Raw genomic sequence first — 24,776 nt, forward strand, 5'->3', positions numbered from 1 at the left:
GGCTGGTCAGATACGTGCTGCGCCGGCAGGCCCTAAAAATAGGTCCGCGGCGCGACAAGGTTCTTCTGCTGGCGAACATAAAAACAGTAGAAGCCGAACGCCGCGGCAAACCACATGAAGGCCTCACCCATGGCCAGCCGGTTGTTGGAATTGGTAAGGATGGTTAGGGCGAAGAAGACCAGTGTGGAGATGTAGCAGGACCATGCGGCCGGAGCGACAAGCTTGGCTCGCATGGCCAGTAGAACCTGCCTGGCCGACCAGGTGTAGAGAAAGGCAAAGAACGCCAGTCCGACCACACCATAGCGCACGGCAATCTCCAGATAACCATTGTGGAAGACGTTGAAGATCATGGGATGATAGGTTCTGTTCTCCCACTCGGTCAGCCAACTGGAACTGGCTCCGAAGATCGGGTGGCGTTTCCAGATATTGATCGCATCCGCCCACAGCATCAGCCTTTCCTTGGCTGCAAGTGGCACCGCATCGCTCGCGATGGCGCGATCGAAGGCGGGGAGGATGCCATGCCTGAACACATCCGGAACCAAGGTTTTGACGAAGGCCATGGTATCGTCGGCGGTGGACGAGAAGATGTTGTGTGCTGCGACAATGCCGGCCGCCACGATCACCAGCACGCCACCCGAAACCAACAGTTCGCGACGATGGCCTCTCGCCAGGGTCATGACCGCCAACAAGAGCAGAGCGAGCGCAAGCGCAAGCCACACTCCCTTTGACCGCATCTCGATGATATTGACGAGGGCAAGCAGCAGGACGGCTGTCGACAGGACCCAATGCAGGTTCTTGGTTGCTTTCCCGAGGTCCGTTCTCTGGGCCGAGTAGGCCATGAATTGCAGCGTGCAGAGGAAGATGAAACCGGCCGCTACCGACGCGTGGATGGGATTGTTGAAAAGCCACGGGGCCGGTTGGATGCCTTGAAACATGTCCGAATAGAAGGTGTCCGCAGCCAGGAAGACGAGACTGAGGATCATGAACCAGAGCACGAGCCGTGCGGGTTGCCTGACAAACAGCAGAAACGCGAAGCCGGTCGTCGCGTAGAACAGCGGAAACATGTAAATGCCTTCGGCGCCACCCAACTGGTGGGTGCCGAAATAGACGATCGCCAGTCGGATGAAGACATAGAGCGACCAGCCCAGACACAGAAAGCCGACCCAACCGATCAGCGGTTTGCTGTAGGTCCACAAATCCACTCTGAACCAGCGGATGACCGCGAACAGGGCCAGCGCCAGGCCCGCATAGCGGTAGGTGTCGGCCTCGCGCCACACCGCGGAGACCAAAGCGAGAATGGCGAGTGCCGCAAGCAACAGAAGCAAGGTGTGGCGCGGCGCGTTGTCCTTGGCATCATCCAGGGCATCTCGCGGCAGAGGGGGCGGCAGCAGGACGTGATGCAGGCGGCGCAGCTCGTCGCTGGCCCGCAACACCCCGGCACGTAGCCGGCTCGGCCCGCCCAGCCTTGCGGATTTGTAGCTTCCCGAGGGGCCGGCTATGCCCGAGATCCCACTGCTGGCGGCGAAGCCAAGCACGTTTTGGCGGACCGAATAGACTTTCAGGCCGGTATCCCAAAAGCGCTCGAGTGCAACGTCCCATGGCATTTTCATAACGGCGAGCGCCGACAACAGACCCTGCGCGCCCTCCCGCGTCACCAGATAGGCGGCGGCCGAGCCTTGCGGGCCATGCAGCGCACGACCGATCTCGTCGCCTTCCGTCGTCTCGACGGCGCGCATGAAGAAGCTCATGCGATGGTTGGTCAGCTTGATGACGTCGAAATCCGGCACCGCCGCGATGATGGCCTCGATGCGCCGTATGGTGTTTTCGCTGAAGAGGACGTCGTCCTCGACGATCAGGCCATAGGCGCCGCCACCCGCGAGGAATGCCTCCAGCGCCTGGATATGGCTGCGGTAACAGGCATATTCGCCCGAAAGGATGTCGCGCCCGCTCAGCTTGCGCGCGGCTGGCAGATCGATCTCCGTCCAGTCTTTTTCAGCAAGCGCCCGACCGTCGACGGCGGCAATGCGCTGCAAGGTCAGTCCTGCCGCTTCGGCGCTGGCGAGCAATTCGCTCCAGCGCTGGGTCTCGCGATCGAGGTTGATGGCGAAGATAGGAAGGTTCATTGAAGTTCCATGTTGAGCCGCCACCCACCTGGCCGACCTATGTATGGAAAGAAGGAGATGTTCAAGGCGACACTGTCCAGATCATGTGCAAATGCTGACCCGAATTTGCCGCGATGGCGTTGGCTCATCTGTTTTTATGACGCAGTCGAATATTAGCTGATCGGCTTCATGGAAGGTCGCAAAGGTACTCTCGGGTCCCATGTGCCCCAAAGGGAATAGAACGGCATGGCCGGGCAGGTTCTTTAGACCTCGGATAGGTTTTGTCGGTATTTATCGGAAAAAAGGAGCCGAAGTCATGACCGACATCTGGCACTCACTCCTCGCCAACCTTGCCCTGGTCTCCATCCTCGTGGTCGCCTGGGACCTTGTGGCGGACTTCACCGGGCGTCTCTCGCGGCGGATGCAGTCGCTGCTTCTCGGCATGGTCATGTGCGTGGGCGCGATCATTTCCATGGCGACTGCCCTGTCCGTCTCCGGCTTCGTCGTCGATCTGCGCGCCGCCTTCATTGCTGCTGCCGCGTTCTTTGGCGGATGGCCGGCAATGCTCATCGCCACGGTCGGCTCCATTGTTTATCGCGTCCATCTCGGCGGGCAGGGTGCGGGTGCTGGTGTCATGGGTATCCTCATTACCGCAATCGTAGGCATTGCGTGGCACCACATCGTCGCGGCCCGATCGCGCACCATGTACGACATATTCGGTCTGGGCGTAACGGTCGCTCTCGCCGGGCTGATCACGCTCCTGGTCATCCCGGCGCAAGCCGTCACGGGCCTTGTGCAGCAGAGCACGTTCCCCTCCCTCGTATTCCGCTTTCTCAGCACAATCATCATCGGCGTCCTGCTCGACCGGCAGCAGCGCCGGCGGGAGCTCTTGATGTCCAACATGACCTACCGGGCCATGGTTCGCGAACTGCCGGATTGCCTGAACATAAAAGATGTCGACGGCCGCTTCATCGCCGCCAACCCCGCCACCGCCGAAATGGTTCGCGCCGCTTCGGTCGACGATCTGATCGGCAAGACGGATTTCGATTTCTACCCCAGGGAGGTGGCCGAACGCTTCCGGCAGGATGAGATGGGCGCGCTGGAGGCCGGGCAGACGTTGCGGATCGACCAGCCCGCGCTTTTCCCCGATGGGCGGCAAGGTTGGCTCTACACGCTCAAGGCCCCTTTTCGCGACGAGGCCGGCAAGATCGTCGGCGTCATCACCTACAATCGCGACATCACCGAGCAGAAGCGCACCGCCCAGCTCAAGAACGATTTCATTTCCACGGTCAGCCACGAATTGCGGACCCCGCTGACCTCCATCCGCGGCTCGCTTGGCCTGATCGCGGCCGGTGTGGCCGGCGAACTGCCGCCCAAGGCCGCCAATCTCGTCAACATCGCGCACACCAACAGCGAAAGGCTGGTTCTTCTCATCAACGACATTCTGGATATGGAGAAGATCGAATCGGGCGTGATCACCTTCAAGATCAAGCAGATGCCTGTCCGTCAGGTCCTGGAGCAGGCCATTGCCGCCAGCTCCAACTACATGGCTGACAGCCGGATCAGGATCGTTCTGATCGACGATGCCCCGCGCGCCGAGGCCAACATCGATCCGGATCGCCTGCATCAGGTGATGGCGAACCTCCTGTCGAATGCGATCAAGTTCTCGCATGCCGACGGTACTGTCACAGTGAAATTCCAGCGCCATGACCACGGCATGCTGCGGATTTCCGTGATGGACCAGGGCGCTGGCATCCCGGAGGCTTTCCGCGGCCGTATATTCGGAAAATTCGAGCAGGCCGACGCCTCCAGCACCCGTAAGATAGGCGGCACCGGCCTGGGCTTGAGCATCGTCAAGGCCATTACCGAAAAACTGGGCGGAGCCGTTTCCTTCGAAACCGAGGAAGGCAAGGGAACCTCGTTCCACGTGGACCTTGCAGAAGTACGCAGGCACCACCCAAGGCCGTATCCGCCACCGCACCTGACACGGAAGCCCGATGGCCGCCTACGGGTTCTGATCTGTGAAGACGAGACCGACGTCGCCGCAGTGATTGCGGCACTCTTGGATGCGGAAGGCTTTTCCAGCGACGTCGCACCCGATATCGCCACCGCAAAGGCGCTTCTGCGGTCCCGCGAATACGTGGCCTTGACCCTCGATATCAAGCTGGCGGGGGAATCCGGCATCAAACTCTTCCATGACATTAGGGCATCGCCGGTGAATTCCGACATTTCGGTCATCGTCATCTCCGCCGTTGCCGATGAGGCCAGGCGTTCGCTCAACGGCAGCGCCGTCGGTATCGTCGACTGGCTGGAGAAGCCGGTGGATTCAAAGCGGCTTCACGCCGCCCTTGCCAAGATCCTTGCTGGCAGGACCGAGCAGAGGCCGAAGATTCTCCATGTCGAGGACGATGAGGGCGTGCTTGCGGTGATGTCGGAGGGGTTGGGTTCGGGTGTCTCGATTACTTCGGCGAAGACGCTCAAGGACGCCCGGGAGGCGATCGCGCGGCATCTCTTCGACCTGGTTATCCTGGATATTGCACTCCCCGACGGCTCGGGGTTGGACCTGCTGGCCGATCTGCCGCTCGAGACCGGGGTCATAGTGTTTTCGGCGGCGGAGCTCGACCAGAAACTAGGTGATCGCGTGCAGGCCATCATGACCAAGACCAGGGCGTCGGAAATCGATGTGGCAAAGCTGGTCAGGAGCATGTTGGTTTCGCCCCGCACTCAACCTGCCGCGCACGCCAAGGAGTGACGCTCATGCCCGCAAGGATTCTCTATGTGGATGACGAGGACGATATCCGCGAAATCGCCCAGATGTCGCTGGAGCTCGAGCCGGAATTCGAGGTGCGGTCCTGCCCGTCCGGCATGCAGGCGCTGGTCGATGCCGCCGAATGGCGGCCCGACCTCATTCTGCTCGACGTAATGATGCCGGACATGGATGGGCCGGAGACGCTGAGGCGCCTGGCCGAGTCCGGGCCGACGGCTTCGATACCTGTGGTGTTCATCACCGCGCGCACCCAGACGCATGAAGTCGAACGCTATCTGGCGATGGGGGCGGTAGGGGTGATCGCCAAGCCGTTCGACCCGCTTGCGCTTGCCGGTGAAGTCAAAAGATTGCTTCTATCGCGCGCCTGAGCCGACGTTTGGCGTGGGCACCGAGCGCAGTCTGGCTGCAGACTGTGCGACGCCGTTCACGGCTCCTATACCATGTCGCCTTATTCATCTACTGATTGTGCCCAGGTGCAGGCGTAGCGAATCAGGTTGTCTATAATCGCGCGGCATCGGCGGAGCTAGGCGAGAGATTGAGAAGAATGTGTCTGTCTGCATGAACCGCGTTGGCGGACGTCGGTTCATGGATCAATCACTCCGGGGGGCAAGCGGCAAAACGAGGCGCGAACCGGAGCAAGGCTGGTGAACGGAGCGAAGGCAAGAGTTCTGATTTGCGATGACGATCCCCTCTTGCTCGAACTGATGGAATTCAGGCTCAGGGCAAAGGGATACGAGGTCATCAAGGCCATAGACGGGGCGGAAGCGCTCTTGAAGGCGGAGCATGAGGCGCCGGACATCATCGTGCTCGATGCGATGATGCCCAAGGCCGACGGCCTGGAGGTTCTTGCCCGCATCAAGAGCGACCCGGCTTTGTCGGAAATCCCGGTTGTCATGCTGACCGCCCGCAAGGGCGAAAGGGACATCGTCTCGGCCCTTGAGAAGGGAGCCGACGACTACCTTGTGAAGCCCTTCATTCCCGAGGAGCTCCTGGCCCGGCTTGCGCGCCTGCTGGCGCGCAAGAGCGGCAAACGCTGATGTGGCGTGGCCGTCGCGCTGTCCTTGCGGCATGCGTTTTCCTGGCGGTTGAATCGGCGCCTGCCGCCGCGCTGGCCCAGGCGGTCGATGAACTGTACGCTTCCGGCGTCAAGGCCAGGCAAGCCCAGCATTTCGACGAGGCGGCGGAGCTGTTGCGGCGTGCGCTGGCGCTCAAGCCCGACAATGCCGACGCCCTGGTGCAACTTGGCTTCGCCGAGCTTGGCCGCAACAATCTGCCGGCGGCGCGTGAAGCCTTTTCCAGGGCGCTTGCGCTTGCGCCGACCTATCTGGATGCCAGCTTCGGCATCGCTCAGGTCGAGTTCCGCTCAGGCAATCTGGACGCCGCGCTGCAACTGGCAGAAGAGGTGTCGCGTGCCGAGCGGGGCAATGCCGACGCGGCGACGCTTGTCGCCAACATCCGCAAGGCCCAGCAGGCCGACAGCAGCAAGCAGAAGCCTGCGACCGCGAGGAAGAAGCTGCGCCCGCCGCGGCCGGATCCTGTCGCCGGCCTGATGGAGAAGGGCCAGAGATTGCGGGCGGCGGGACAATTGCCCGAGGCGGAGAACGCCTATCGCCGCGCGCTGCGGCTGGCGCCTAAAAACACCGACATCCTGGTCGCCATGGGTCTCGTGGCGGGCTCCCAACAGAAATTCGACGAGGCCGGGCATTTCTTCGACCAGGCGCTGGCAATCAGGCCCGGCCTTCTCGACGCCCGCCTCGGCAAGGTCCGCCTGGCGATCTGGCAGGGCAACGTGCCGCGCGCCCGCGCAACGGTTGATGACGTGCTTGGCACTGTGCCTGACAATGCCGAGGCGCTCGGCCTCGACGCGCGGATTTCCCTGATCGAGCAGGATTACACGCGGGCCGAGCAATCGTTTCAGCGGGTTCTGGCGATCGATCCTCGCAATGCCGAAGCGCTGGTGGGAATCGGCGATGTGCGCCGCGCCCGTGGCGACGACGACGCCGCGCGCGATGCCTACCGGCAGGCGCTTGCCCTCGAACCCGGCTCGCGCGACATCGAGCAGAGACTAGCTGCGTCACCGCCGCGCAAATGGCGGCTCGATATCGGTAGCGAAGTGAGCGACCTCACCGATGGACTTGGTGATTGGACAGACAGTTCGACCGGCCTTGCCTATCGGCTCACCCCGCAGACGACCATTTCGGGCCGCACCCGGATGGCGACTCGCTACGGTCGCACCGATGTTCAGATTGATGGCCGTATCGACCAGGCCTTTTCGCCCACGGTTTCGGCCTATGTGCTGGCAGCGGCGACGCCGGATGCCGACTTCCTGGCACGATATTCGGTCGGGGCCGGCGCTTCGTGGCGGATCATGGCGCCCGCGAAAGCGCTCGGCCCGTTCTCGCTCAACATCGATGCTCGCTATGACAATTTCGCCACCGCCGAGGTCTCCACAATCTCGCCCTGGGTGCAAGTCTATGTCCTGGACGGCCGGCTGGGGCTTTCGGCACGTTGGGTCCACGCAGCCGACGATATCGGCACGCGCGCCGATGGTTATGTGCTGCGGGCCGATCTTGCAGTTACCCCGAGAGTCAATGTGTTCGGTGGCTATGCGGATGCCCCCGAGATCTCCGACGGCACGCTGGTGCCGACGCGTACCGTCTTTACCGGAATCTCCTGGGACGTCACCGATCCGCTGACGCTGCGCGGCAGCCTCGCCCATGAGCAGCGCCCGACATTCGACCGAACCATATTCGGGCTCGGCCTAACCACGCGGTTCTGATCATGTTGTACATCTGGCACCTATCCATCCTGCTCAGTGCCCTTTCCCTGGCGATCATGCTTCTGCTGATCGCGCGCCGAGTGCTGCACGAGCGCCGGGGGACGGCGAGCGCCGATCAGCGGCGCCTTCTTCTGACGGCGCTGATCGCCTTCACCGAAAATCGGGATCGCGAGGCATTGAAGACGGCGCTGCTCGCGGTGCCGGCGAGGGTGGCGGTCGATGCCGGCTTCGAGTTTATTTCGCTGTTGCGCGGCGAGGAGCACGACGAGCTCCTCTCAGCCTTCAACGAATGTGGCCTGCCGGCGCTTGTCGGCACCCAACTGGAAAAAGGCAACGGCGCCGAACGCATCCACGCGGCCGAGATGCTGGCGGCCCTGCGTTCGGAAAACGCGGTGGCAAGCCTGCTTTCGGCACTCGACCGCGACGGATCACGTGAGGTCAGGATCGCCGTCGCGATCGCGCTCTGCGATCTCGGCGCTTTGCCGCCGCTCGTCATAACGCTGCGCAAGATCGGCGTGGCGGGACAGCGCTCGCGACGCCTGATCGAGCTTTTCAGGCGCTTTCCGCCAAAGCGGTTCGACGAACTCAGGGATTACGCCGGACGTCAGGACGCGGTGCCTTTCATCAGGGCGGCCGCAATCGATGCGCTTGCCCGCAACGGCGGGTTCCGGTTTGGTGAGTTCTTTGCTCGCGCGGCCGGCGATCCGTCATCGGAGGTTGCCGCAGCCGCATTGCGGGCACTCGGCCTGACCGGACATGCCAATGCGCCGGCCATCCTGATCAAGGCGATGGAAAATGGCGGCTGGGATGTACGCGCCGACGCTGCCGATGCGGCGGGCCGCCTCGGCCTGTCTGAACTCGCCCCGCCCCTCGCGCAGCTTATGGACGACGAGGCATGGACTGTGCGCTATGCCGCTGCCAACGCGCTCCGCTCGTTTGGCCAGAAGGGAGAGCAGGTGCTGCGCGAGATCGCCGCCAGCGACGTCTCGCGCAGGCAGCGCACAGCCTCGCTGATCCTTGCCGAGGGGCCAGCCACCTGATGTTCGACTGGAGCCAAGAGATCGTTCTGGGGGCCTCCATCCTGTCCTGGTTCATCATCGGGGCGGGGCTGGCGCAGACGGCGATCTACCTGCTGCAGCTCATCATCGCCGCCTACGCCCTGTCCAAGCGCCCGCCGGTCGCGCGTTCGGCTCTGCTGTGGCACCGCTATGGCGACGTAGCGCCGCCGATCGCGCTGCTGGTGCCCGCCTACAATGAGGAAGTGAACGTGGTCGAGAGCGTGCACTCGATGCTGGCGCTCGAATATCCGAATTTCGAGGTCATCGTCATCAACGACGGCTCGAAGGATCAGACTCTGCAGCGCCTTATCGAAGGCTTCAAGCTGGTGAAATTCCACCGGCCCTATGAGGAGGCCCTGACACACAAGCCGATCCGCGGCCTCTATTCCTCGCCGATGACAGAACGGCTGTTTGTGGTCGACAAGGAAAATGGCGGCAAGGCCGATGCCCAGAATGCCGGCGTCAATGTCTGCCGCGCGCCTCTCTTTTGTGTGATCGACGGCGACTCCATCCTCGAGCCCGATGCACTGATGCGCGCGGCCCAGCCCTTCATCGACGATCCCGAGCGCACCATCGCCGTCGGCGGCACGATCCGCATCGCCAATGGATCGAGGATCGAAGCGGGCAGGGTGCGCGAGATCCGCCTGCCCAGCCGGTTGCTGGCACTGTTCCAAGTGGTCGAATATCTGCGGGCCTTCCTTATGGCACGGCTGGCCTGGAGCCGCATCAACACGTTGATGCTGGTGTCCGGCGCCTTCGGCGTGTTCCGCCGCGCCGAAGTGGTGGCGGTTGGCGGCTTCACCAAGGGGTCGATGGGCGAGGACATGGACCTTGTGATCAAGCTGCATCGCCACATGATGGACACCAAACGCAAATACCGCATCCAGTTCATTCCGGAGCCGGTGTGCTGGACAGAAGCGCCAGAGTCACTGCGCGTTCTAGCCAGGCAACGCACGCGCTGGCAGCGCGGTGCGCTTGAGTGCTTCTTCCGCTACCGCTCCATGCTCTTCAATCCCCGCTATGGGCGGGTCGGCTTCCTCGGCTTTGGCCACATACTGATTGTCGATGTGCTTGGGCCGATATCGGAGGTGCTGGGCTATGTGCTGATCCCAGCCTTTTGGCTACTCGGCATCCTCTCGACCGAATATCTCTTGGCATTCACGTCGCTGGTTTTCACCTACGGCGTTTGCGTGAGCGTGTGTTCGCTGGTTCTCGAAGAAGCCGAGCTTCAGCGTTTTCCGCGCGCGCGGGACCTTGCCGTGCTCACGGCCGTGGCGGTGATCGAGAATTTCGGCTACCGCCAGCTCAACAATTTCTGGCGCGTGAAGGGCTGGTGGCAATATCTGCGCGCCGACCAGAGCTGGGGCGAGATGACCAGGACCGGCCTGACTGGACCGAAGAAGTGAGCCTCTTCGGTTGAGTCACTTCAGCGTCCGCTCGATCTCCGCAATAAGCGCATCGAGCGCAGTATGTGCGACATCCGATCGCTCGATCAGCAGCGTCTCAAGCTCGGACGCTCGCACGCTGATACCCGGAAAGCCGAACGTTCCGGCCCCACCCGCCAGCGAGTGGGCGATCCCGATCAGCGTATCGTCGGAACTGCTGCCGGGCACAGCCCTCCTCTCACGGGCGGCCTTCAACTCCACGAGCCGATCCGCACACCGGGCAAGGAAACGTTGCTGCAAGGAAGCGAAGGGATCGTTTGAGATAGGGCGATGCTCCATTGCGGGACGTCGAGGGTATTCAAGCAGAAAGCGGCGCGGGTTGGAACGGACTGTTTGTCGAGCACGATCTCCTGTCAGAGGAGAACGGCGCCAGGCTGGTCTGCAACGACACCGGCATGCCTGTGCTATGGGCGGCCGCTCCGCCATCACTAGAAAGGTGTTTGGCTGGGGCGCCAGGATTCGAACCTGGGAATGTCGGTACCAAAAACCGATGCCTTACCACTTGGCGACGCCCCAATTGCCGTCAGAGTCGCTTGTGCGGCGCGTTATTAGCAGAGCAGCCAAAAAGCACAATCCTTATGAGTGACGGTTGGAACGCTCGAATTGGGCAGGCAACGCAGCGCTGCCAAATGATATGCAGCGGGCTATTCGGACCACACCGCCATCTCGTTTCCGGCTGGATCGACGAAGTGGAAGCGCCGGCCGCCGGGGAACGGGAAGATCGGTTTGACGATCGTGCCGCCGGCGCTTTCGACAGCGTCGAGGGTTTGCTCCAGATCCCTGCTGTAGAGCACGGGCAGCGGCTTTGATGGCGCTTCCGCGGCATCTGCCTGGAAGCCTCCGTCCAGGCCTTCGGCAAAGGCCGAATAGGTCGGCCCATAATCGGTGAACGACCAGGCAAAGGCAGTACTGTAGAAAGCCTTCAGCCGGTCCAGCGTTCCACCGGTCGCGGGCATCCAGATAGTCGAGTTTTCCGGGCAGTTTCATGGCGCACCTGTTTGTTCCCTTTATGTTCTACATCAAAAACCTCGGAATGGCAAGTCATTTTGCCGCATCTTCGGACGCGGCTTTTGCTTAATCGATTGTAGAAGGCCGACCGCTTTGCCGGCGCTTGCCTTTCGCACTGCAGCATCATATCGCTCCAAGGACGGACCGGCGGAACTTTCCGTTTCGCCAATCTTTCCAATCTCCTGCAACCGGAGAGCGATGCATGACCAAATGGGTTTTCACCTTTGGCGATGGTGCGGCGGAAGGCCGTGCCAGCGACAAGAATCTCTTGGGCGGCAAGGGCGCCAACCTGGCCGAGATGTGCAGCCTGGGGCTGCCGGTGCCGCCGGGCTTCACCATCACCACGGAGGTCTGCAACGCCTACTACGCCAGCGGCCGTATTTATCCGGCCGGGTTGGAAGCCGATGTCGCGGTCGCGCTCGATCACATCGGCCGGCTGACCGGCCGTCGGTTCGGCGACCCGTCGAAACTGCTGCTGGTGTCGGTGCGTTCGGGCGCTCGCGCCTCGATGCCCGGCATGATGGACACCGTGCTCAATCTGGGCCTGAACGACGAGACGGTCGAGGCGCTGGCCGCCGATTCCGGCGATGCGCGCTTTGCCTATGACAGCTACCGCCGCTTCATCCAGATGTATTCCGATGTCGTCATGGGCCTCGATCATGAGGTGTTCGAAGAAATCTTGGAAGATCAGAAAGGCGGGCTCGGGCACGAGCTCGACACCGAACTGACGGCGCTCGAATGGCAGGGCGTCATCGCGCTCTACAAGGCCAAGGTCGAGGAAGAGCTCGGCAGGCCTTTTCCGCAGGATCCGCACGAGCAGCTCTGGGGCGCGATATCAGCCGTGTTCTCGAGCTGGATGAACAACCGCGCCATCACCTATCGCCGCCTGCACGACATTCCCGAAAGCTGGGGCACGGCGGTCAACGTCCAGGCCATGGTGTTCGGCAATATGGGCGAAACCTCGGCCACCGGCGTTGCCTTCACGCGCAACCCTTCGACCGGCGAAAAGATGCTCTATGGCGAGTTCCTGGTGAACGCGCAGGGCGAGGACGTCGTCGCCGGCATCCGCACGCCGCAGAACATCACCGAAGCGGCGCGTATCGCAGCCGGCTCGGACAAGCCGTCGCTGCAGAAGCTGATGCCTGACGCGTTCCAGTCCTTTGTCACCATCTCCGACAATCTGGAGAAGCACTACCGCGACATGCAGGATCTCGAATTCACCATCGAGCGCGGCAAATTGTGGATGCTGCAGACCCGCTCCGGCAAGCGCACCGCCAAGGCGGCGCTGAAAATTGCCGTCGAGATGGCGCGGGACAGGCTGATCACGAAGGAGGAAGCCGTCGCCCGTATCGACCCGGCCTCGCTCGACCAGTTGCTGCATCCGACCATCGACCCCAAGGCCGCGCGCGACGTCATCGGCATCGGACTGCCGGCGTCGCCCGGTGCCGCCACCGGCGAGATCGTCTTTTCCTCCGGCGACGCCGAGGAATTGAAGACGCAGGGCCGCAAGGCGATCCTGGTGCGCATCGAAACCAGCCCCGAAGACATCCACGGCATGCATGCGGCGGAAGGCATCCTGACCACGCGCGGCGGCATGACCAGCCACGCCGCGGTGGTGGCACGCGGCATGGGCAAGCCTTGCGTCTCCGGGGCCGGCTCGCTGCGTGTCGACTACAAGGCCGGCACGCTGATGGCGATGGGCTCGACCTTCCGCAAGGGCGACATCGTCACCATCGATGGCAGCAATGGCCAGATATTGAAGGGCGCCGTATCGATGCTGCAGCCGGAACTTTCCGGCGATTTCGCCGCCATCATGGAATGGGCGGACGCGGTGCGCCGCATGAAAGTACGAACCAATGCGGAAACGCCGCTCGACGCGCGCATGGCGCGTTCCTTCGGCGCTGAAGGCATCGGCCTTTGCCGCACCGAGCACATGTTCTTCGACGGCGAGCGCATCGTCGCCATGCGCGAGATGATCCTGGCCGACACCGAAAAGGACCGGCGCATCGCACTCGCTAAGCTTCTGCCCATGCAGCGCTCGGACTTCCTCGAACTGTTCGAGATCATGGCCGGCCTGCCGGTGACGATCCGCCTGCTCGATCCGCCGTTGCACGAATTCCTGCCGAAGACCGAGGAGGAGGTGGCCGAGGTCGCCGCCGCCATGAAGGTGTCGCCGGACAAGCTCAGGCAGCGCACCGAGGCGCTGCACGAGTTCAACCCCATGCTCGGCCATCGCGGCTGCCGCCTGGCTGTCTCCTATCCCGAGATCGCCGAGATGCAGGCACGCGCCATTTTCGAGGCGGCGGTGGAGGCCGGCAGGAAGGCCGGCGCCCTGGTGGTCCCCGAGATCATGGTGCCGTTGGTCGGCCTGGTGAAGGAACTCGATTACGTCAAGGCGCGCATCGATGCGGTTGCCAAGAGCGTCATGGAGGAAACCGGCGTCAAGATCGATTACCTCACGGGAACCATGATTGAGCTCCCCCGCGCCGCGATCCGTGCCCATGTCATTGCAGAGTCGGCCGAATTCTTCTCCTTCGGCACCAATGACCTGACCCAGACGACCTTCGGCATCTCGCGCGACGATGCGGCCTCGTTCCTGGAAACCTACCGCCAGAAGGGCATTATCGATCAGGACCCGTTCGTCTCGCTCGACATCGACGGCGTCGGCGAACTGGTGCGCATGGCCGCGCAAAAGGGCAAGGCGACGCGGCCAGACATCAAGCTCGGCATCTGCGGCGAACATGGCGGCGACCCGGCTTCGATCCGCTTTTGCGAAGAGGTCGGCCTCGACTACGTGTCCTGTTCGCCCTATCGCGTGCCGATCGCCAGGCTGGCGGCCGCGCAGGCAGCGGTGCTGGTTGCGAAGGCAGGCCGCCGATAGGATCCATCCAGCTTACCGTTTTGTAAGGCAATTCACGCGAACGTGCTGGCGGCGTCGCGTAATCTCGACATTGTTCCTGCCCAATTTGCGGCCATCCGCAAATTGCTCCCGGAAACAGATGCTGCAGATTTCTCCCGCGCCGTTCCACTCGATCCTGGTCATCCAAACTAAGTTCATAGGCGATCTCGTCCTCGCCTCGGCGCTCGCCAAAAACCTGCGGCTCGAATTCCCCGGCGCCAGCATCGTCTTTCTGTGCGAGGCCCGCTTCGAGAGCTTCGTCATGGCCCATGGTATCGCTTCCGAGGTGGTCGCATTCAGGCGCGACCGCATGCGCGGAACGCCCTTGGAGCGCGGGAAGGAGCTCTACGCCATGGTGCGGGCGTTGCGCCGCTTCCGTTTCGACCTGACCATCGACCTGACCGATTCGAAGACGTCGCGCATGGTCACCGGGCTCGTCAACGCCAAGACCCGTGTCGGTTACAATCCTTCCGAAAGACCCTTGCGTATGTTGGAGCGGCAACCCGCCAATGTCTTTGCCAAGCCCTACGGCTTTGATGGTCAGCATTTCCTGTACCGCTACCTCTCGCCGCTCGAAGCGCTCGGCATCGAACTTCGCACGGTGATTCCGAACCTTCAGCCGCTGCCATCGGAGACGGCGAAAGCATTGGCGCTGCTGGGTAAGCACCATCTGCGGCCAAACGCATTCATCGCCGTGCATGCGGGTGCAAGCTTCGAGGGCCGACGTTGGCAGCCGGAGCGGTTTGCAGCAGTGATCGTCGAGATTGCCGGCGAGACCAGCCTGGATGTCGTCTTGGTGGGCGGCCCGGACGAGCGCGAGATCGCCGAACGTATCGTCGCCAGAACCGCACCCTCGGTCGTCAATCTCGTCGGTGACCTGTCGCTTGAAAGCCTGCTGGCGTTGCTGAAACAGGCTCGGCTGTTTCTCGGCAATGAGAGCGGCCCGATGCACATGGCCGCAGCCACCGGAACCCCGGTTGTCGGATTGTTCGGTCTGACGGAGCCGTCGCGCTGGGGTCCCGTCGGCGTGCCCAGCATCTCGCTCCAGCCGCCGATGCCTTGCGCCTGCATGGCCGAAAACCTCTGCCGCGCGCCGGATCCGAGCAAAGCATGCTGCGTCTGGGGCCTGGAGGTCAAGCCTGTGGTCGATGCGGTGCGCGAGGTTCTTTCGCGCACCGAAATGAAACTGGAACACGCCATCTGAGATCATGCGCCGCATGCACGACCGCTCTCGACGCGGTGGAATGACCTGTCGCCCACAGGAACGGTCACATTGTCGCGGAGCGCTTTTCAGCTATGCACCATCCCGATTTCCGCCTTCATGCGGGTCGTTGGGATGCCTGCTTGAAATGACGGGTCCGGGAATCGGTTTGATGCGCCTGCTGCAAAAAAATCTCTGCATGATCGCCCTGTCGTGGGCGATGGCATCCGCCAGCCATGCCGCGCCGCTCGTCGAGCCGACGCTGCACATCAAGTCGCAGGCGAGCGGAGCCGGCCGTGTGGCGCTTACGCTCGACGCGTGCGGTGGACAGACCGACAACCGGATACTTTCGGCGCTGGTGGACAACAAGATTCCCGCCACCATTTTCGTGACCGGCATCTGGCTGAGGCGAAACGCCGCCGCCGTCGAAATCATGCGGGCGCATCCCGATCTGTTCGAACTGGAAAATCATGGCGGCCACCACATTCCGGCGGTCGACACGCCGCGGAAAATCTATGGCATCCGCAGTGCCGGCAGCCCGGACGCGGTGCTGGCCGAGGTCGAATCGGGAGCCGCCGCTCTTGCCGGGACCGGCGAGCCGGCACCGAAATGGTTCCGTGGCGCAACCGCCGAATACAGCCCGTCGGCAATCGCCATGATCCGCAAGCTTGGCTTCAAGGTCGCGGGTTTCTCGATAAACGGCGACGGTGGCTCTTTGCTCGGCGCCAAGGAGACCGCCCGGCGCATCGCGGCGGCCAAGGATGGCGACGTCATCATCTCGCACATCAACCAGCCGACCCATGCGGCCGGCGAAGGCGTGGTGCAGGGGCTGCTGGCGCTCAAGGCCAAGGGCTTGACCTTTGTGCGGCTCGACGATGCCGAAGGCATCGGCAACAACGGCACGACGGAGTGAGTGGCCAGCCGAGCGGATCTCGATGCCTTCGGCGTCGGCTCAGTCCGGTTTGGCTTCGATCGTGACCTTGCTGGCATAGAATGCGCCGTGGTTGCGGATCTCAGCCATCTCGTCGAAAGGCCGCTCACAGGCCCACATGGCGTTCTGGCCGGTCTCCCCGGCAGGCAGCACGCTCCAATAGCTTGCATCGCCCTTGTAGGGGCAATGGGTCGAGTGGTCGGTGCGGCCGAGCTTGCCGAAATCGATGTCGGCGAACGGAATGTAGAACGCCGCCGGATAGGGGGCCTCGGTCAGCACCTTGGCCTTCGCTGTTGAAGCGATGACCATGTCTCCGGCACGCACGGTAACGGTGCCGGCATAGGACTCGATGGTGATGATTTTGTCTGGGTTGCGTTGGAAACCGGGTGCGGGGTTGGCGATCTGATCCATGCGGGGGCTCTCCTTGCGTCGACTTTAAGGTGTGTCGCGCAAGCGCATTGTGCAAGCCGCTATCGCCATCCAGTACGCAAAACTTGCCGGGCCGACGCCGATGGATCGCGCCTTGGAACCCTCGAGATACTTGTCGTCAGCTGTCAGGCAGCGGCCTTGAACACGTCCATGAGACCGGCATAGGCGGCAGCGATCCCGGCGACCGGGTTGCTGCTTCTCGATACGGTCTCGACCTTCAAGGAACCGCCGCCGGTAGGCAAGGTGAGCAGCAGGAACTGGCGGTTTCCGCCATCGCCGACTGACGCGGCCGCGACGTGCTGGTCCTCGCCCTGATTCTGGACGCACATCTTGAACAGCAGCGTGCCGCCGACCGCTTCCAGCGCGCCGCCGACAACTTCAACAAATTCATCTTCGGAAACAGTCTTTGTGTCCGGCACCACATCGGCCAGACTTTCGGCAAGCGTACTCTCGAGAGCCTTGTCGTCGAGCTGCGCGTCCATGCGAACCTCTTTCAGTCGCCAATCGCACCCCTTTGCCCGTTAACGAAACTTAACGCCGACGATGGCCGGATTGTGGCGGTTTTCCACCAATGCGGCGCTTGGTGGTGCTGGCGGCTGGACAATCGGCCGGTTCGCTCCACAATAGCCCGAAAAGCACAACGCAAAAGCGTGAGGGAGGACCCAATGCTGGGACTGATGCAGGAATGGCCGCTGCTTTGCCACAAGCTCATCGACAATGCCGAGCGGCAGCATGGCGTGCGCGAAATCGTGACGCGCTCGATCGAGGGGCCGATCGTGCGCACCACCTACGCCGACATCCATCGTCGCGCCCTGAAGGTCGCCCAGCGGCTGGAGCGCGACGGCTATGGGCTGGGCGACCGTATCGCGACGCTCGCCTGGAACACCGCACGCCATATCGAGGCCTGGTACGGCATCATGGGCATCGGCGCCATCTACCACACGCTCAATCCGCGGCTGTTTCCCGAGCAGATCGTGTGGATCATGAACCATGCCGAGGACAAGGCAGTCTTCGTCGACCTGACCTTCGTTCCGCTGCTCGAGAAAATCGCCGGCGCCGTAAAATCGCTGAAGCAGGTGATCGTGCTGACCGACAGGGCGCATATGCCGCCGACGACATTGCCCAACGCGGTCGCCTATGAAGATTGGCTTGACGAAGCGGATGGCGACTTCGCCTGGAAGACCTTCGACGAAAGCACCGCCGCCGGCATGTGTTACACGTCCGGGACCACGGGCGATCCCAAGGGCGTCGTCTACAGCCATCGTTCGAACGTGCTGCACGCCATGATCGCTGCCATGCCCGACGCCATGGGACTGTCGTCGCGCGATACGATCCTGCCTGTCGTGCCGATGTTTCACGCCAATGCCTGGGGCCTTGGCCAGAGCGGGCCGATGATCGGCGCCAAGCTGGTCATGCCCGGCTGCAAGATGGACGGCGCCTCGATCTATGAACTGCTCGACACCGAGAAGGTGACCTTCAGCGCCGCCGTGCCGACCGTCTGGATGATGCTGCTGCAGCATCTGGAGGAGACCGGCAAGAAGCTTCCCTATCTGAACAAGGTTGTCATCGGCGGCTCGTCCTGCCCGCGCGCGATCATGACCAAGTTTCAGCAGAACTACGATGTCCAGGTCATCCATGCCTGGGGCATGACCGAAATGTCGCCGCTCGGCACGCTGTGCACCCTGAAGCCGGACCATGCCGGTCTTGAGGGCGAAGCCCGGCTCGATGTCCAGCAGAAACAGGGCTATCCGCCCTTCGGCGTCGAAATGAAGGTGACCGACGACGACAACAACGAGCAGCCTTGGGACGGCAAGACTTTTGGCCGCCTGAAAGTGCGTGGGCCGGCCGTTGCCCGTGCCTATTATGGCGGCGCCGTGGAGCAGTTCGATGAGGATGGCTGGTTCGACACTGGCGACGTCGCCCACATCGACGCCGGCGGCTACATGCAGATCACCGATCGCGCGAAGGACGTCATCAAGTCCGGCGGCGAATGGATTTCGACCATCGACCTCGAGAATCTGGCTGTTGGCCATCCCGATGTCGCCGAGGCGGCAGCCATCGGCGTTCAGCATTCGAAATGGGGCGAACGGCCGCTGCTGGTCGTCGTCCGCAAACCGGGCAAGGAACCGACCAAGGCTGACATTCTCGACTTCATGGACGGCAAGGTGGCCAAATGGTGGATGCCGGACGATGTCGCTTTCGTCGGTGAAATTCCGCACACCGCCACCGGCAAGATCCAGAAGATCACCTTGCGCCAGCAATTCAAGGACTATCGCCTGCCGACGGATTGACGCGATGGTGCATGTTTCGGCTTCATGCCATCGCAAAAAGGCACTAAGTCTCCGTTCGGGTTGGGGCAGCACGGAAAACGATGGTTAGCATTCCTGAACGGCAAACGTCGAAGGCGGCCGGCTGGTCGCGGCGCACGGCCGCTTTTTCGTTGGTGCTGCTGCTGACGGTCTTCGTCGGCCATCGCTTCGATCTCGTCGAAACACCTGTCTTTCTGTGGGTGCTGGGCATTGTCGCGCTGCTGGCGGCGATGGCGCTGTTGTTTGCCGGGTTTGCCTTTTCGCGGCTCTGGAATTTCGGCGACCGCGGCGGTCGCGACCTGACGGTCGGCGCGCTGCTGGCACTGCTGGTGCTCGCACCCTATGGCGTCGCCGCCTACTGGGCGACGATCTATCCGCCGCTCAGGGATATCTCGACGGATTTCGACGAACCGCCGGCGCTCGACGTGAGCGACCGGAGGAAGGATATGAACGTGCTTGCGCCGTCGACGCCTGGGGAACAGCGGCTGCAGACCGATAGCTATCCGCTGGTCAGCGCACGCAGCTACGACCTGCCGTTCGAGACCGTCGTCAATGCCGTCGAAACCGTGCTCGACCGGCGCGACTGGGAGCTGTCGGAACCCTATCCCGATCTCGCCGGGCAAAGCGAGGTGACCATCACCGCCGTCGCCAAGGGCTTCGTGATCGGCCTTCCCGCCGACGTGGCGATCCGCGTGACGGACGATGGCGACACGGTCATCGTCGACATGCGGTCGGCATCCCGCTACGGCCGCTACGACCTCGGCGACAATGCGGCGCGCATCACCGAATTTCTCGCGGAACTCGACCAGGAAGTCGCCGGTCAGGTTGGCGCCGCTCCGGTCGAATGAGACCCAGGGGAGGCTATTCGCCAGGGTCGAACTCTCCTTTGAACAAGACTGTCGCGACCGGTCCAATCGGATTGGCGATCCGGCTCTCCAGGACTTCGACAAGTTTGCGTCCGACACCCGCTATGTCCACGAAATGAACGCCGATCTTCGCAGGCAGGAAGCGCGATAGCCGCGTGCTGTCCCGAGTGACAATGTGGATGTCACTCCCTGGCGCGAGACCTCTTCTGCCGAGAGCGTGTAATGCCCCCAGAAGGCCCAGTTCGTTGGCGCATGCCAAGCCCGTCGGCGGATCTGACCAGGCCAGCATGCGATCGAACCAGGCTGCGCTCGATTCCATGGTGAACATTCCATGACCGATCAGCGACTGGTCGATCGGAATACCAGCCTCGGCCATTGCCCTTCCATACCCGGAAAGACGCATGGCACTCGCCTGGTCGCCCGGAACGAGAAGTTGCAGCGCAATGCGTCGGCAGCCCTTGTCCATGAGCCGCCGGGTCGCCTCGTAGGCAATCTGTTCATTGTCGATGTCGACATAAGGATATGCTGTATCCAGGTCAGTTCTTCCAAACGCGACGAATGGCATGCCTCTATCCAGCAATAGCTTAACGCGCGGATCACCCGAGACCATGCGTGTGATAATCAGTCCGTCTGTGCTGCCCGCCTGAAGCTGTCGCTGCACACTCTCGATGGGATCATCATCGGGCGTGGTGGAGTAGATGGATAGGCTATAACCCGCTTGCCGCGCCGCCAGCGTCATGCCTTCGATTAACGGAAGCTTCAACAGATCGGACAGATGATCTTTTGTTTCCATCGGGTATATTGCTGTCATCGTCAGCGTGCGGCCAGTTTTGAGCGCGAAGCCATGATGATTTGGCACATAGCCGACCCGCTGCGCCACTTCCTTGACGCGAGCGATGGTGGCGGGATGAACCTCCGGCCCATCCTTCAGCGCGCGGGATACCGTGGTGACCGAAAGGGAAAGTTCCGCCGCGATCTGTTTCAGGTTGGTCATGTCGCCCGACCTCATTTGCGAAAGCGCCGGCTGATTTGCTGACTTCCACTACGTGACCGAATTCCACCTCACGGTCAATCCAAGCTCTCGCTAAAGCAGCTTGACTCTCCTGCAATTGGATGCAATCGTAACGTTACGATTGTCAAGAATCGGCCATTTTGAGCGCGTCTCAACAAATTCTAGGGAGGAGAACCTATGTCTTGGTTACGCATTTCCTTGACGGCATTAGCATTCTCGGCCGCCGTGCCGGTCTATGCCCAATCAGTCACCATCACGACCGCGGGCGGCGATTATGGCAACGCCATGAAGGAAGCCATGTGGGCCCCCGCTGCAAAAGAGCTTGGCTATGATGTCCGCGAGGAGACCCTCAGCGACGGCTTGGCCGCCCTGAAGATGCAGGTCACCTCGGGCGCGGTCACAACCGACGTCATTCACCTGGGCTCACCGGAGGGCGCGCAGGCCGCCGCACAGTCGCTGCTGGAGCCGCTCGACTACAAGATCATCGATCCAAAGGCCGTGCCGGATGGCGCAAAGTCCGACTACTGCTATCCGTTCGACTCCTATGGCACCGTCATGTCCTGGAACACCAAGACCTATGGCGAGAACCCGCCAAAGACATGGGCGGAGTTCTGGGATGTTGCCAAATTTCCGGGCCGTCGCGCCCTCCGCGCCAATGCACAGGACTCGATCGAGATCGCGCTGCTCTCGGACGGCGTAGCACCGGCCGACGTGTATTCCGTGCTCAGCACGCCGGAGGGCCTGGATCGCGCGATCAAGCGGCTTGAAGCGATCAAACCAAATGTCGCGGTGTGGTGGACTTCGGGAGCTCAGTCTGCGCAGTTGCTGAAAGATGGCGAGGCGGATTTGGTCGTTACCTGGAACGGGCGGGCCCAAACCGTGAAAGCGGATGGCGGCGCGGTCGATTACACGTTCAAGGGTTCCGTCATCGGTACGGATTGCCTCGGGGTACCGAAGGGGGCGCCGAACAAGGAAGCGGCCATGAAACTCATCGCGGCGATGACACAGCCCGCGCGCGTGGCGAAGCTGACCGATTTCATCGCTTATGGCCCGGTCAATCCTGCTGGCTATGAGGGTGGCCTTATTCCCGAGGACCGTCTGAAGACCCTTGCGACCGCGCCTGAAAATGCCGGCACTTCGGTGTTTTCGAATGCGGACTGGTGGGTCAAGAATGGCGAAGCTGCTCAAAAAACCTTCGATGAGATGATGGCCCGCTGAGTCTCAGCTTTAAGGCTGAAGCACATGATGAAGTCGCTCCCGATCACCATCGACAGCGTGCGCAAGACCTACGGATCTTACGTCGCGCTGGACGATGTCTCGCTCGACATTCAGGCTGGCGAATTTCTCACGCTCTTGGGGCCGTCCGGATCGGGCAAGACCACGCTGCTCATGGCTTTGGCCGGATTTGTCCGGCCCGATTCCGGTAAACTTTTGTTGGACGATCGGGACATTACCCGCTTGGCCCCCAACAAGCGCGACATCGGCATAGTCTTCCAGAACTACGCCCTGTTTCCCCACATGAACGTTCTGGCAAATGTCGAGTATCCGTTGGTGCTGCGCAAGACGCCGAAAGCCGAGGCCCGCCAGAGGGCACTCGACACTTTGGCCCGCGTGAAGCTTGAAGGTTTGGCGGAGCGCAACATTGCCGCATTGTCCGGCGGCCAGCGCCAGCGGGTGGCGTTGGCGCGGGCGATCGTCTTTGAGCCACGCGTGATGCTGATGGACGAGCCGTTGTCGGCGCTCGACAAGAACCTGCGCGAAACCATGCAGTACGAGATCCGGCGTCTGCACGATGATCTGGGGATCACCACCATCTATGTGACGCATGACCAGCGCGAAGCGCTAATCATGTCCGACAGGATCGCGGTGATGAATTCCGGCCGCATCCAGCAGATCGATACGCCACAGCGGATCTATGATCGTCCATCGACCCGCTTCGTCGCGGAGTTCATGGGCGAGGCCAACATTGTGGCCCCGGGCTCGGCGCGCAGAATAGACGGCGCCGATGCGTCACGCGAAGCTCTGATGATCCGCGCGGAATGCTTCCATCTTGATGCGAAGCTCGTCGGGCCAGACGGGGTGGCCCTTGAGGGAACGCTGCGCGCCAAGGCGTTTCGTGGCGAGAACTGGCTTTTGACGCTGGCGCTTGACGGCGGGCAAGAGATACTTGTCTGCATTCCGGCGGCGCTGGCCAGCGGCTGCGCCGAACTAGCCGCCGGTCAGCGGGTGACCGCCTATGCACCAGCAGCGAAAGTTCACGCGATACCGGGAGTGGTAGCGTGACCGTCCTTGCCGATCCTGCGCTCGCGGCAGACGCGCGACGCGAGCGGCGGTTCTTCCTCTCGCTTTCACTGCCTGCGCTGTTCATCGTCGGACTGGCGGCGATACTGCCTATCCTATGGATCATCCGGCAATCCTTCCTGACCACGGGGGGCGAGTACACCGTCGGCAACTACGAGAAGGTGCTTTCGAGCGGGCTGACATGGTCGGCACTGGTCACAACCCTTGAACTGTCCCTGGGCACGCTGGCGATCTGCATTCTTCTCGGTACTCCCCTGGCGCTCGCCCTGGCCAGCGCCAGACCAAGGGTGGCCAATTTGCTGATGGCCTTCGTCATGCTGCCGTTGTGGACCTCCATTCTGGTGCGCACCTATGGCTGGCTCGTGCTGTTGCGGCGCGATGGCCTGATCAACGCAACTTTGACGGGTTCAGGCCTGACAGCTGAGCCATTGCCGCTGGTCTACAATTTCACGGGAACGCTGATCGGCATGGTTCACTACATGCTGCCGCTTTTTCTGCTGCCCGTTTATGCGGCGATGCGCGATATCGATGCAAACCTCGTCCGCGCGTCGGCGAGCATGGGCGCCACTCTCGGGCAAACGATCCGCACGGTCATCCTGCCGCTTTCGGCCGGCGGCATCTTCTCGGGTTCGATCATCGTCTTCATTTACACCATAGGGTTCTTCATCACGCCCGCGGTGCTTGGCGGCGGCAAGGTAAATCCCCTTTCCACCCGGATCGAGCGCACGCTATCGACCTTCCAGGATTGGGGCTCGGCGAGCGTCCTGGGCATTCTGCTCCTCGTTCTTATGGCGTTGGTGGGGGTGATGTTCCTGGCTGCGCGGCGGCTCATTGCCGGACGCAGCATCGGCACAGCCCATGCTTGAAGCCTATCCAGACAGCAGGCTGGCCCGCATCCTCCTGTGGAGCTTTTGTGCGCTCGTTATGGCGTTCCTGATGCTGCCGACGCTCGTCGTCGTCCCGCTCTCCTTTTCGGCGTCCAATCTTCTCGAGTTCCCACCGCGCGCATACTCGTTGCGCTGGTACGAGACTTTCTTCGGTTCGGCGACATGGATGGCCGCACTCAGGACGAGCCTGATCCTCGGCACATTGACAGCGATGATCACAGTGCCGCTGGGGCTTCTGGCCGGCATCTCGATCAACCGGCTCGGCGGAAAGGCCGCCGTAACCATTCAGGGCGTTCTGCTCACCCCGTCCATTGTGCCGGGGATCCTGCTCGCGATCGGTCTCTTCTTTGTTCTGGCGGCGCAACGTCTTGTCGGAACGCTGTTCGGTGTCCTGGTCGGACATGTGGTACTAGCCATTCCGGTCGCGTGCATTGTGTTGTTGCCCGCCTTGGCCCGCTTTGACTGGAACCAGGTTCAGGCGGCGCGCAGCCTGGGCGCAAACTGGGCGAGAGCCATTGGCGGAATAATTGTCCCCCAACTTCAGATCAGTCTGTTGTCGGCCACACTGATGGCCTTCCTGACCTCGCTAGACGAATCCGTCATTTCGATCTTCGTCGCGAGTGGTCAAAACAGCACGCTGCCGAAGCTCATGTTCCTGTCGCTGCGCGATCAGATCGACCCGACCATCGCGGCGATTTCGACCTTGTGGACCGTCATCGTCGTGGTCGTTGTCCTGGTCGTGACCCTTCGCCAAAAATCCTAAGCGAGACTGAAAACATGCC

The 24,776-nt window shown here is 62.1% G+C and carries 20 protein-coding genes, 1 tRNA gene and 1 pseudogene; 15 read left to right on the top strand and 7 right to left on the bottom strand.

Translation table 11 applies throughout. The features are described 5' to 3' along the window. Nucleotides 1-32: 32 nt before the first annotated feature. On the bottom strand, nt 33-2,123 hold the full coding sequence (locus tag NKJ00_RS03195) for an O-antigen ligase family protein (RefSeq protein WP_352628665.1): 2,091 nt from the start codon (nt 2,121-2,123) through the stop codon (nt 33-35). Nucleotides 2,124-2,418: 295 nt separating this feature from the next. On the opposite strand from NKJ00_RS03195, the gene NKJ00_RS03200 reads away from it, so the two are divergent. From NKJ00_RS03200 to NKJ00_RS03225, 6 genes are all read left to right on the top strand, one after another. Continuing rightward, complete coding sequence (locus NKJ00_RS03200) at nt 2,419-4,854, top strand: hybrid sensor histidine kinase/response regulator (protein ID WP_352628668.1); 2,436 nt, start codon at nt 2,419-2,421, stop codon at nt 4,852-4,854. Between the two features lie 5 nt (nt 4,855-4,859). Continuing rightward, entirely contained in the window at nt 4,860-5,237 is a 378-nt protein-coding gene (locus NKJ00_RS03205) for a response regulator (RefSeq protein ID WP_292566459.1), read from the top strand. A 276-nt stretch (nt 5,238-5,513) separates the two neighbouring features. Beyond that, nucleotides 5,514-5,906 (top strand): response regulator transcription factor, encoded by a 393-nt coding sequence (locus NKJ00_RS03210; protein ID WP_127270163.1) that lies wholly within the window; start codon nt 5,514-5,516, stop codon nt 5,904-5,906. Continuing rightward, the gene (locus NKJ00_RS03215; RefSeq protein WP_352628671.1) at nt 5,906-7,648 is read left to right on the top strand and encodes a YaiO family outer membrane beta-barrel protein; all 1,743 of its coding nucleotides are present in this window, start codon (nt 5,906-5,908) and stop codon (nt 7,646-7,648) included. The genes NKJ00_RS03210 and NKJ00_RS03215 overlap by 1 nt, the downstream gene beginning before the upstream one ends. Nucleotides 7,649-7,650: 2 nt before the next feature. Further along, on the top strand, nt 7,651-8,688 hold the full coding sequence (locus NKJ00_RS03220) for a HEAT repeat domain-containing protein (RefSeq protein ID WP_352550791.1): 1,038 nt from the start codon (nt 7,651-7,653) through the stop codon (nt 8,686-8,688). Beyond that, a complete protein-coding gene (locus NKJ00_RS03225) occupies nt 8,688-10,112 on the top strand; it encodes a glycosyltransferase family 2 protein (protein ID WP_127269369.1) in 1,425 nt (474 codons plus the stop codon). The genes NKJ00_RS03220 and NKJ00_RS03225 overlap by 1 nt, the downstream gene beginning before the upstream one ends. Before the next feature lie 15 nt (nt 10,113-10,127). Here NKJ00_RS03225 and NKJ00_RS03230 read toward each other — a convergent pair whose 3' ends face one another. From NKJ00_RS03230 to NKJ00_RS03240, 3 genes and pseudogenes are all read right to left on the bottom strand, one after another. Continuing rightward, nucleotides 10,128-10,352 (bottom strand): Hpt domain-containing protein, encoded by a 225-nt coding sequence (locus NKJ00_RS03230; RefSeq protein ID WP_352550787.1) that lies wholly within the window; start codon nt 10,350-10,352, stop codon nt 10,128-10,130. 240 nt (nt 10,353-10,592) lie between these two features. Continuing rightward, nucleotides 10,593-10,667, bottom strand: a tRNA-Gln gene (locus NKJ00_RS03235). A gap of 128 nt (nt 10,668-10,795) precedes the next feature. Then, nucleotides 10,796-11,138, bottom strand: a pseudogene (locus tag NKJ00_RS03240) (VOC family protein). Between the two features lie 223 nt (nt 11,139-11,361). Here NKJ00_RS03240 and ppdK point away from each other — a divergent pair. The 3 genes from ppdK (at nt 11,362) to NKJ00_RS03255 (ending at nt 16,172) form a co-directional block, all read left to right on the top strand. Further along, entirely contained in the window at nt 11,362-14,040 is a 2,679-nt protein-coding gene (gene ppdK, locus NKJ00_RS03245) for a pyruvate, phosphate dikinase (RefSeq protein ID WP_352628675.1), read from the top strand. A gap of 118 nt (nt 14,041-14,158) precedes the next feature. After that, nucleotides 14,159-15,262: a glycosyltransferase family 9 protein gene (locus tag NKJ00_RS03250; protein ID WP_352613242.1), complete on the top strand. Its 1,104-nt coding sequence runs from the start codon at nt 14,159-14,161 to the stop codon at nt 15,260-15,262. 169 nt (nt 15,263-15,431) lie between these two features. Further along, entirely contained in the window at nt 15,432-16,172 is a 741-nt protein-coding gene (locus NKJ00_RS03255; protein ID WP_023808566.1) for a polysaccharide deacetylase family protein, read from the top strand. A 39-nt stretch (nt 16,173-16,211) separates the two neighbouring features. Here NKJ00_RS03255 and NKJ00_RS03260 read toward each other — a convergent pair whose 3' ends face one another. Both NKJ00_RS03260 and NKJ00_RS03265 read right to left on the bottom strand, forming a co-directional pair. After that, nucleotides 16,212-16,601, bottom strand: a complete 390-nt coding sequence (locus NKJ00_RS03260) for a DUF427 domain-containing protein (protein WP_352613244.1) — start codon at nt 16,599-16,601, stop codon at nt 16,212-16,214. A 143-nt stretch (nt 16,602-16,744) separates the two neighbouring features. Beyond that, entirely contained in the window at nt 16,745-17,101 is a 357-nt protein-coding gene (locus NKJ00_RS03265) for a hypothetical protein (protein ID WP_023808564.1), read from the bottom strand. 183 nt (nt 17,102-17,284) lie between these two features. Between NKJ00_RS03265 and NKJ00_RS03270 the strand changes: the two genes are divergently transcribed. Together NKJ00_RS03270 and NKJ00_RS03275 are read left to right on the top strand one after the other, a co-directional pair. Continuing rightward, entirely contained in the window at nt 17,285-18,910 is a 1,626-nt protein-coding gene (locus NKJ00_RS03270; protein ID WP_352613246.1) for a fatty-acid--CoA ligase, read from the top strand. Nucleotides 18,911-18,990: 80 nt separating this feature from the next. Next, entirely contained in the window at nt 18,991-19,776 is a 786-nt protein-coding gene (locus NKJ00_RS03275) for a DUF1499 domain-containing protein (protein ID WP_023808562.1), read from the top strand. Between the two features lie 13 nt (nt 19,777-19,789). Here the strand turns inward: NKJ00_RS03275 and NKJ00_RS03280 are convergent, their stop codons facing one another. Next, nucleotides 19,790-20,788 (bottom strand): LacI family DNA-binding transcriptional regulator, encoded by a 999-nt coding sequence (locus tag NKJ00_RS03280; protein ID WP_023808561.1) that lies wholly within the window; start codon nt 20,786-20,788, stop codon nt 19,790-19,792. A 195-nt stretch (nt 20,789-20,983) separates the two neighbouring features. On the opposite strand from NKJ00_RS03280, the gene NKJ00_RS03285 reads away from it, so the two are divergent. The 4 genes from NKJ00_RS03285 to NKJ00_RS03300 are packed head-to-tail and all read left to right on the top strand — an operon-like array spanning nt 20,984 to nt 24,757. After that, entirely contained in the window at nt 20,984-22,024 is a 1,041-nt protein-coding gene (locus NKJ00_RS03285) for an ABC transporter substrate-binding protein (RefSeq protein ID WP_023808560.1), read from the top strand. 27 nt (nt 22,025-22,051) lie between these two features. Then, entirely contained in the window at nt 22,052-23,089 is a 1,038-nt protein-coding gene (locus tag NKJ00_RS03290) for an ABC transporter ATP-binding protein (protein ID WP_128302533.1), read from the top strand. After that, the gene (locus NKJ00_RS03295) at nt 23,086-23,973 is read left to right on the top strand and encodes an ABC transporter permease (RefSeq protein ID WP_023808558.1); all 888 of its coding nucleotides are present in this window, start codon (nt 23,086-23,088) and stop codon (nt 23,971-23,973) included. The genes NKJ00_RS03290 and NKJ00_RS03295 overlap by 4 nt, the downstream gene beginning before the upstream one ends. Then, on the top strand, nt 23,966-24,757 hold the full coding sequence (locus NKJ00_RS03300; protein ID WP_128302516.1) for an ABC transporter permease: 792 nt from the start codon (nt 23,966-23,968) through the stop codon (nt 24,755-24,757). The genes NKJ00_RS03295 and NKJ00_RS03300 overlap by 8 nt, the downstream gene beginning before the upstream one ends. Nucleotides 24,758-24,776 lie beyond the last annotated feature (19 nt).

The sequence above is a fragment of the Mesorhizobium sp. M0227 genome (genome assembly GCF_040321855.1).
In the GTDB taxonomy this organism is placed as follows: domain Bacteria; phylum Pseudomonadota; class Alphaproteobacteria; order Rhizobiales; family Rhizobiaceae; genus Mesorhizobium.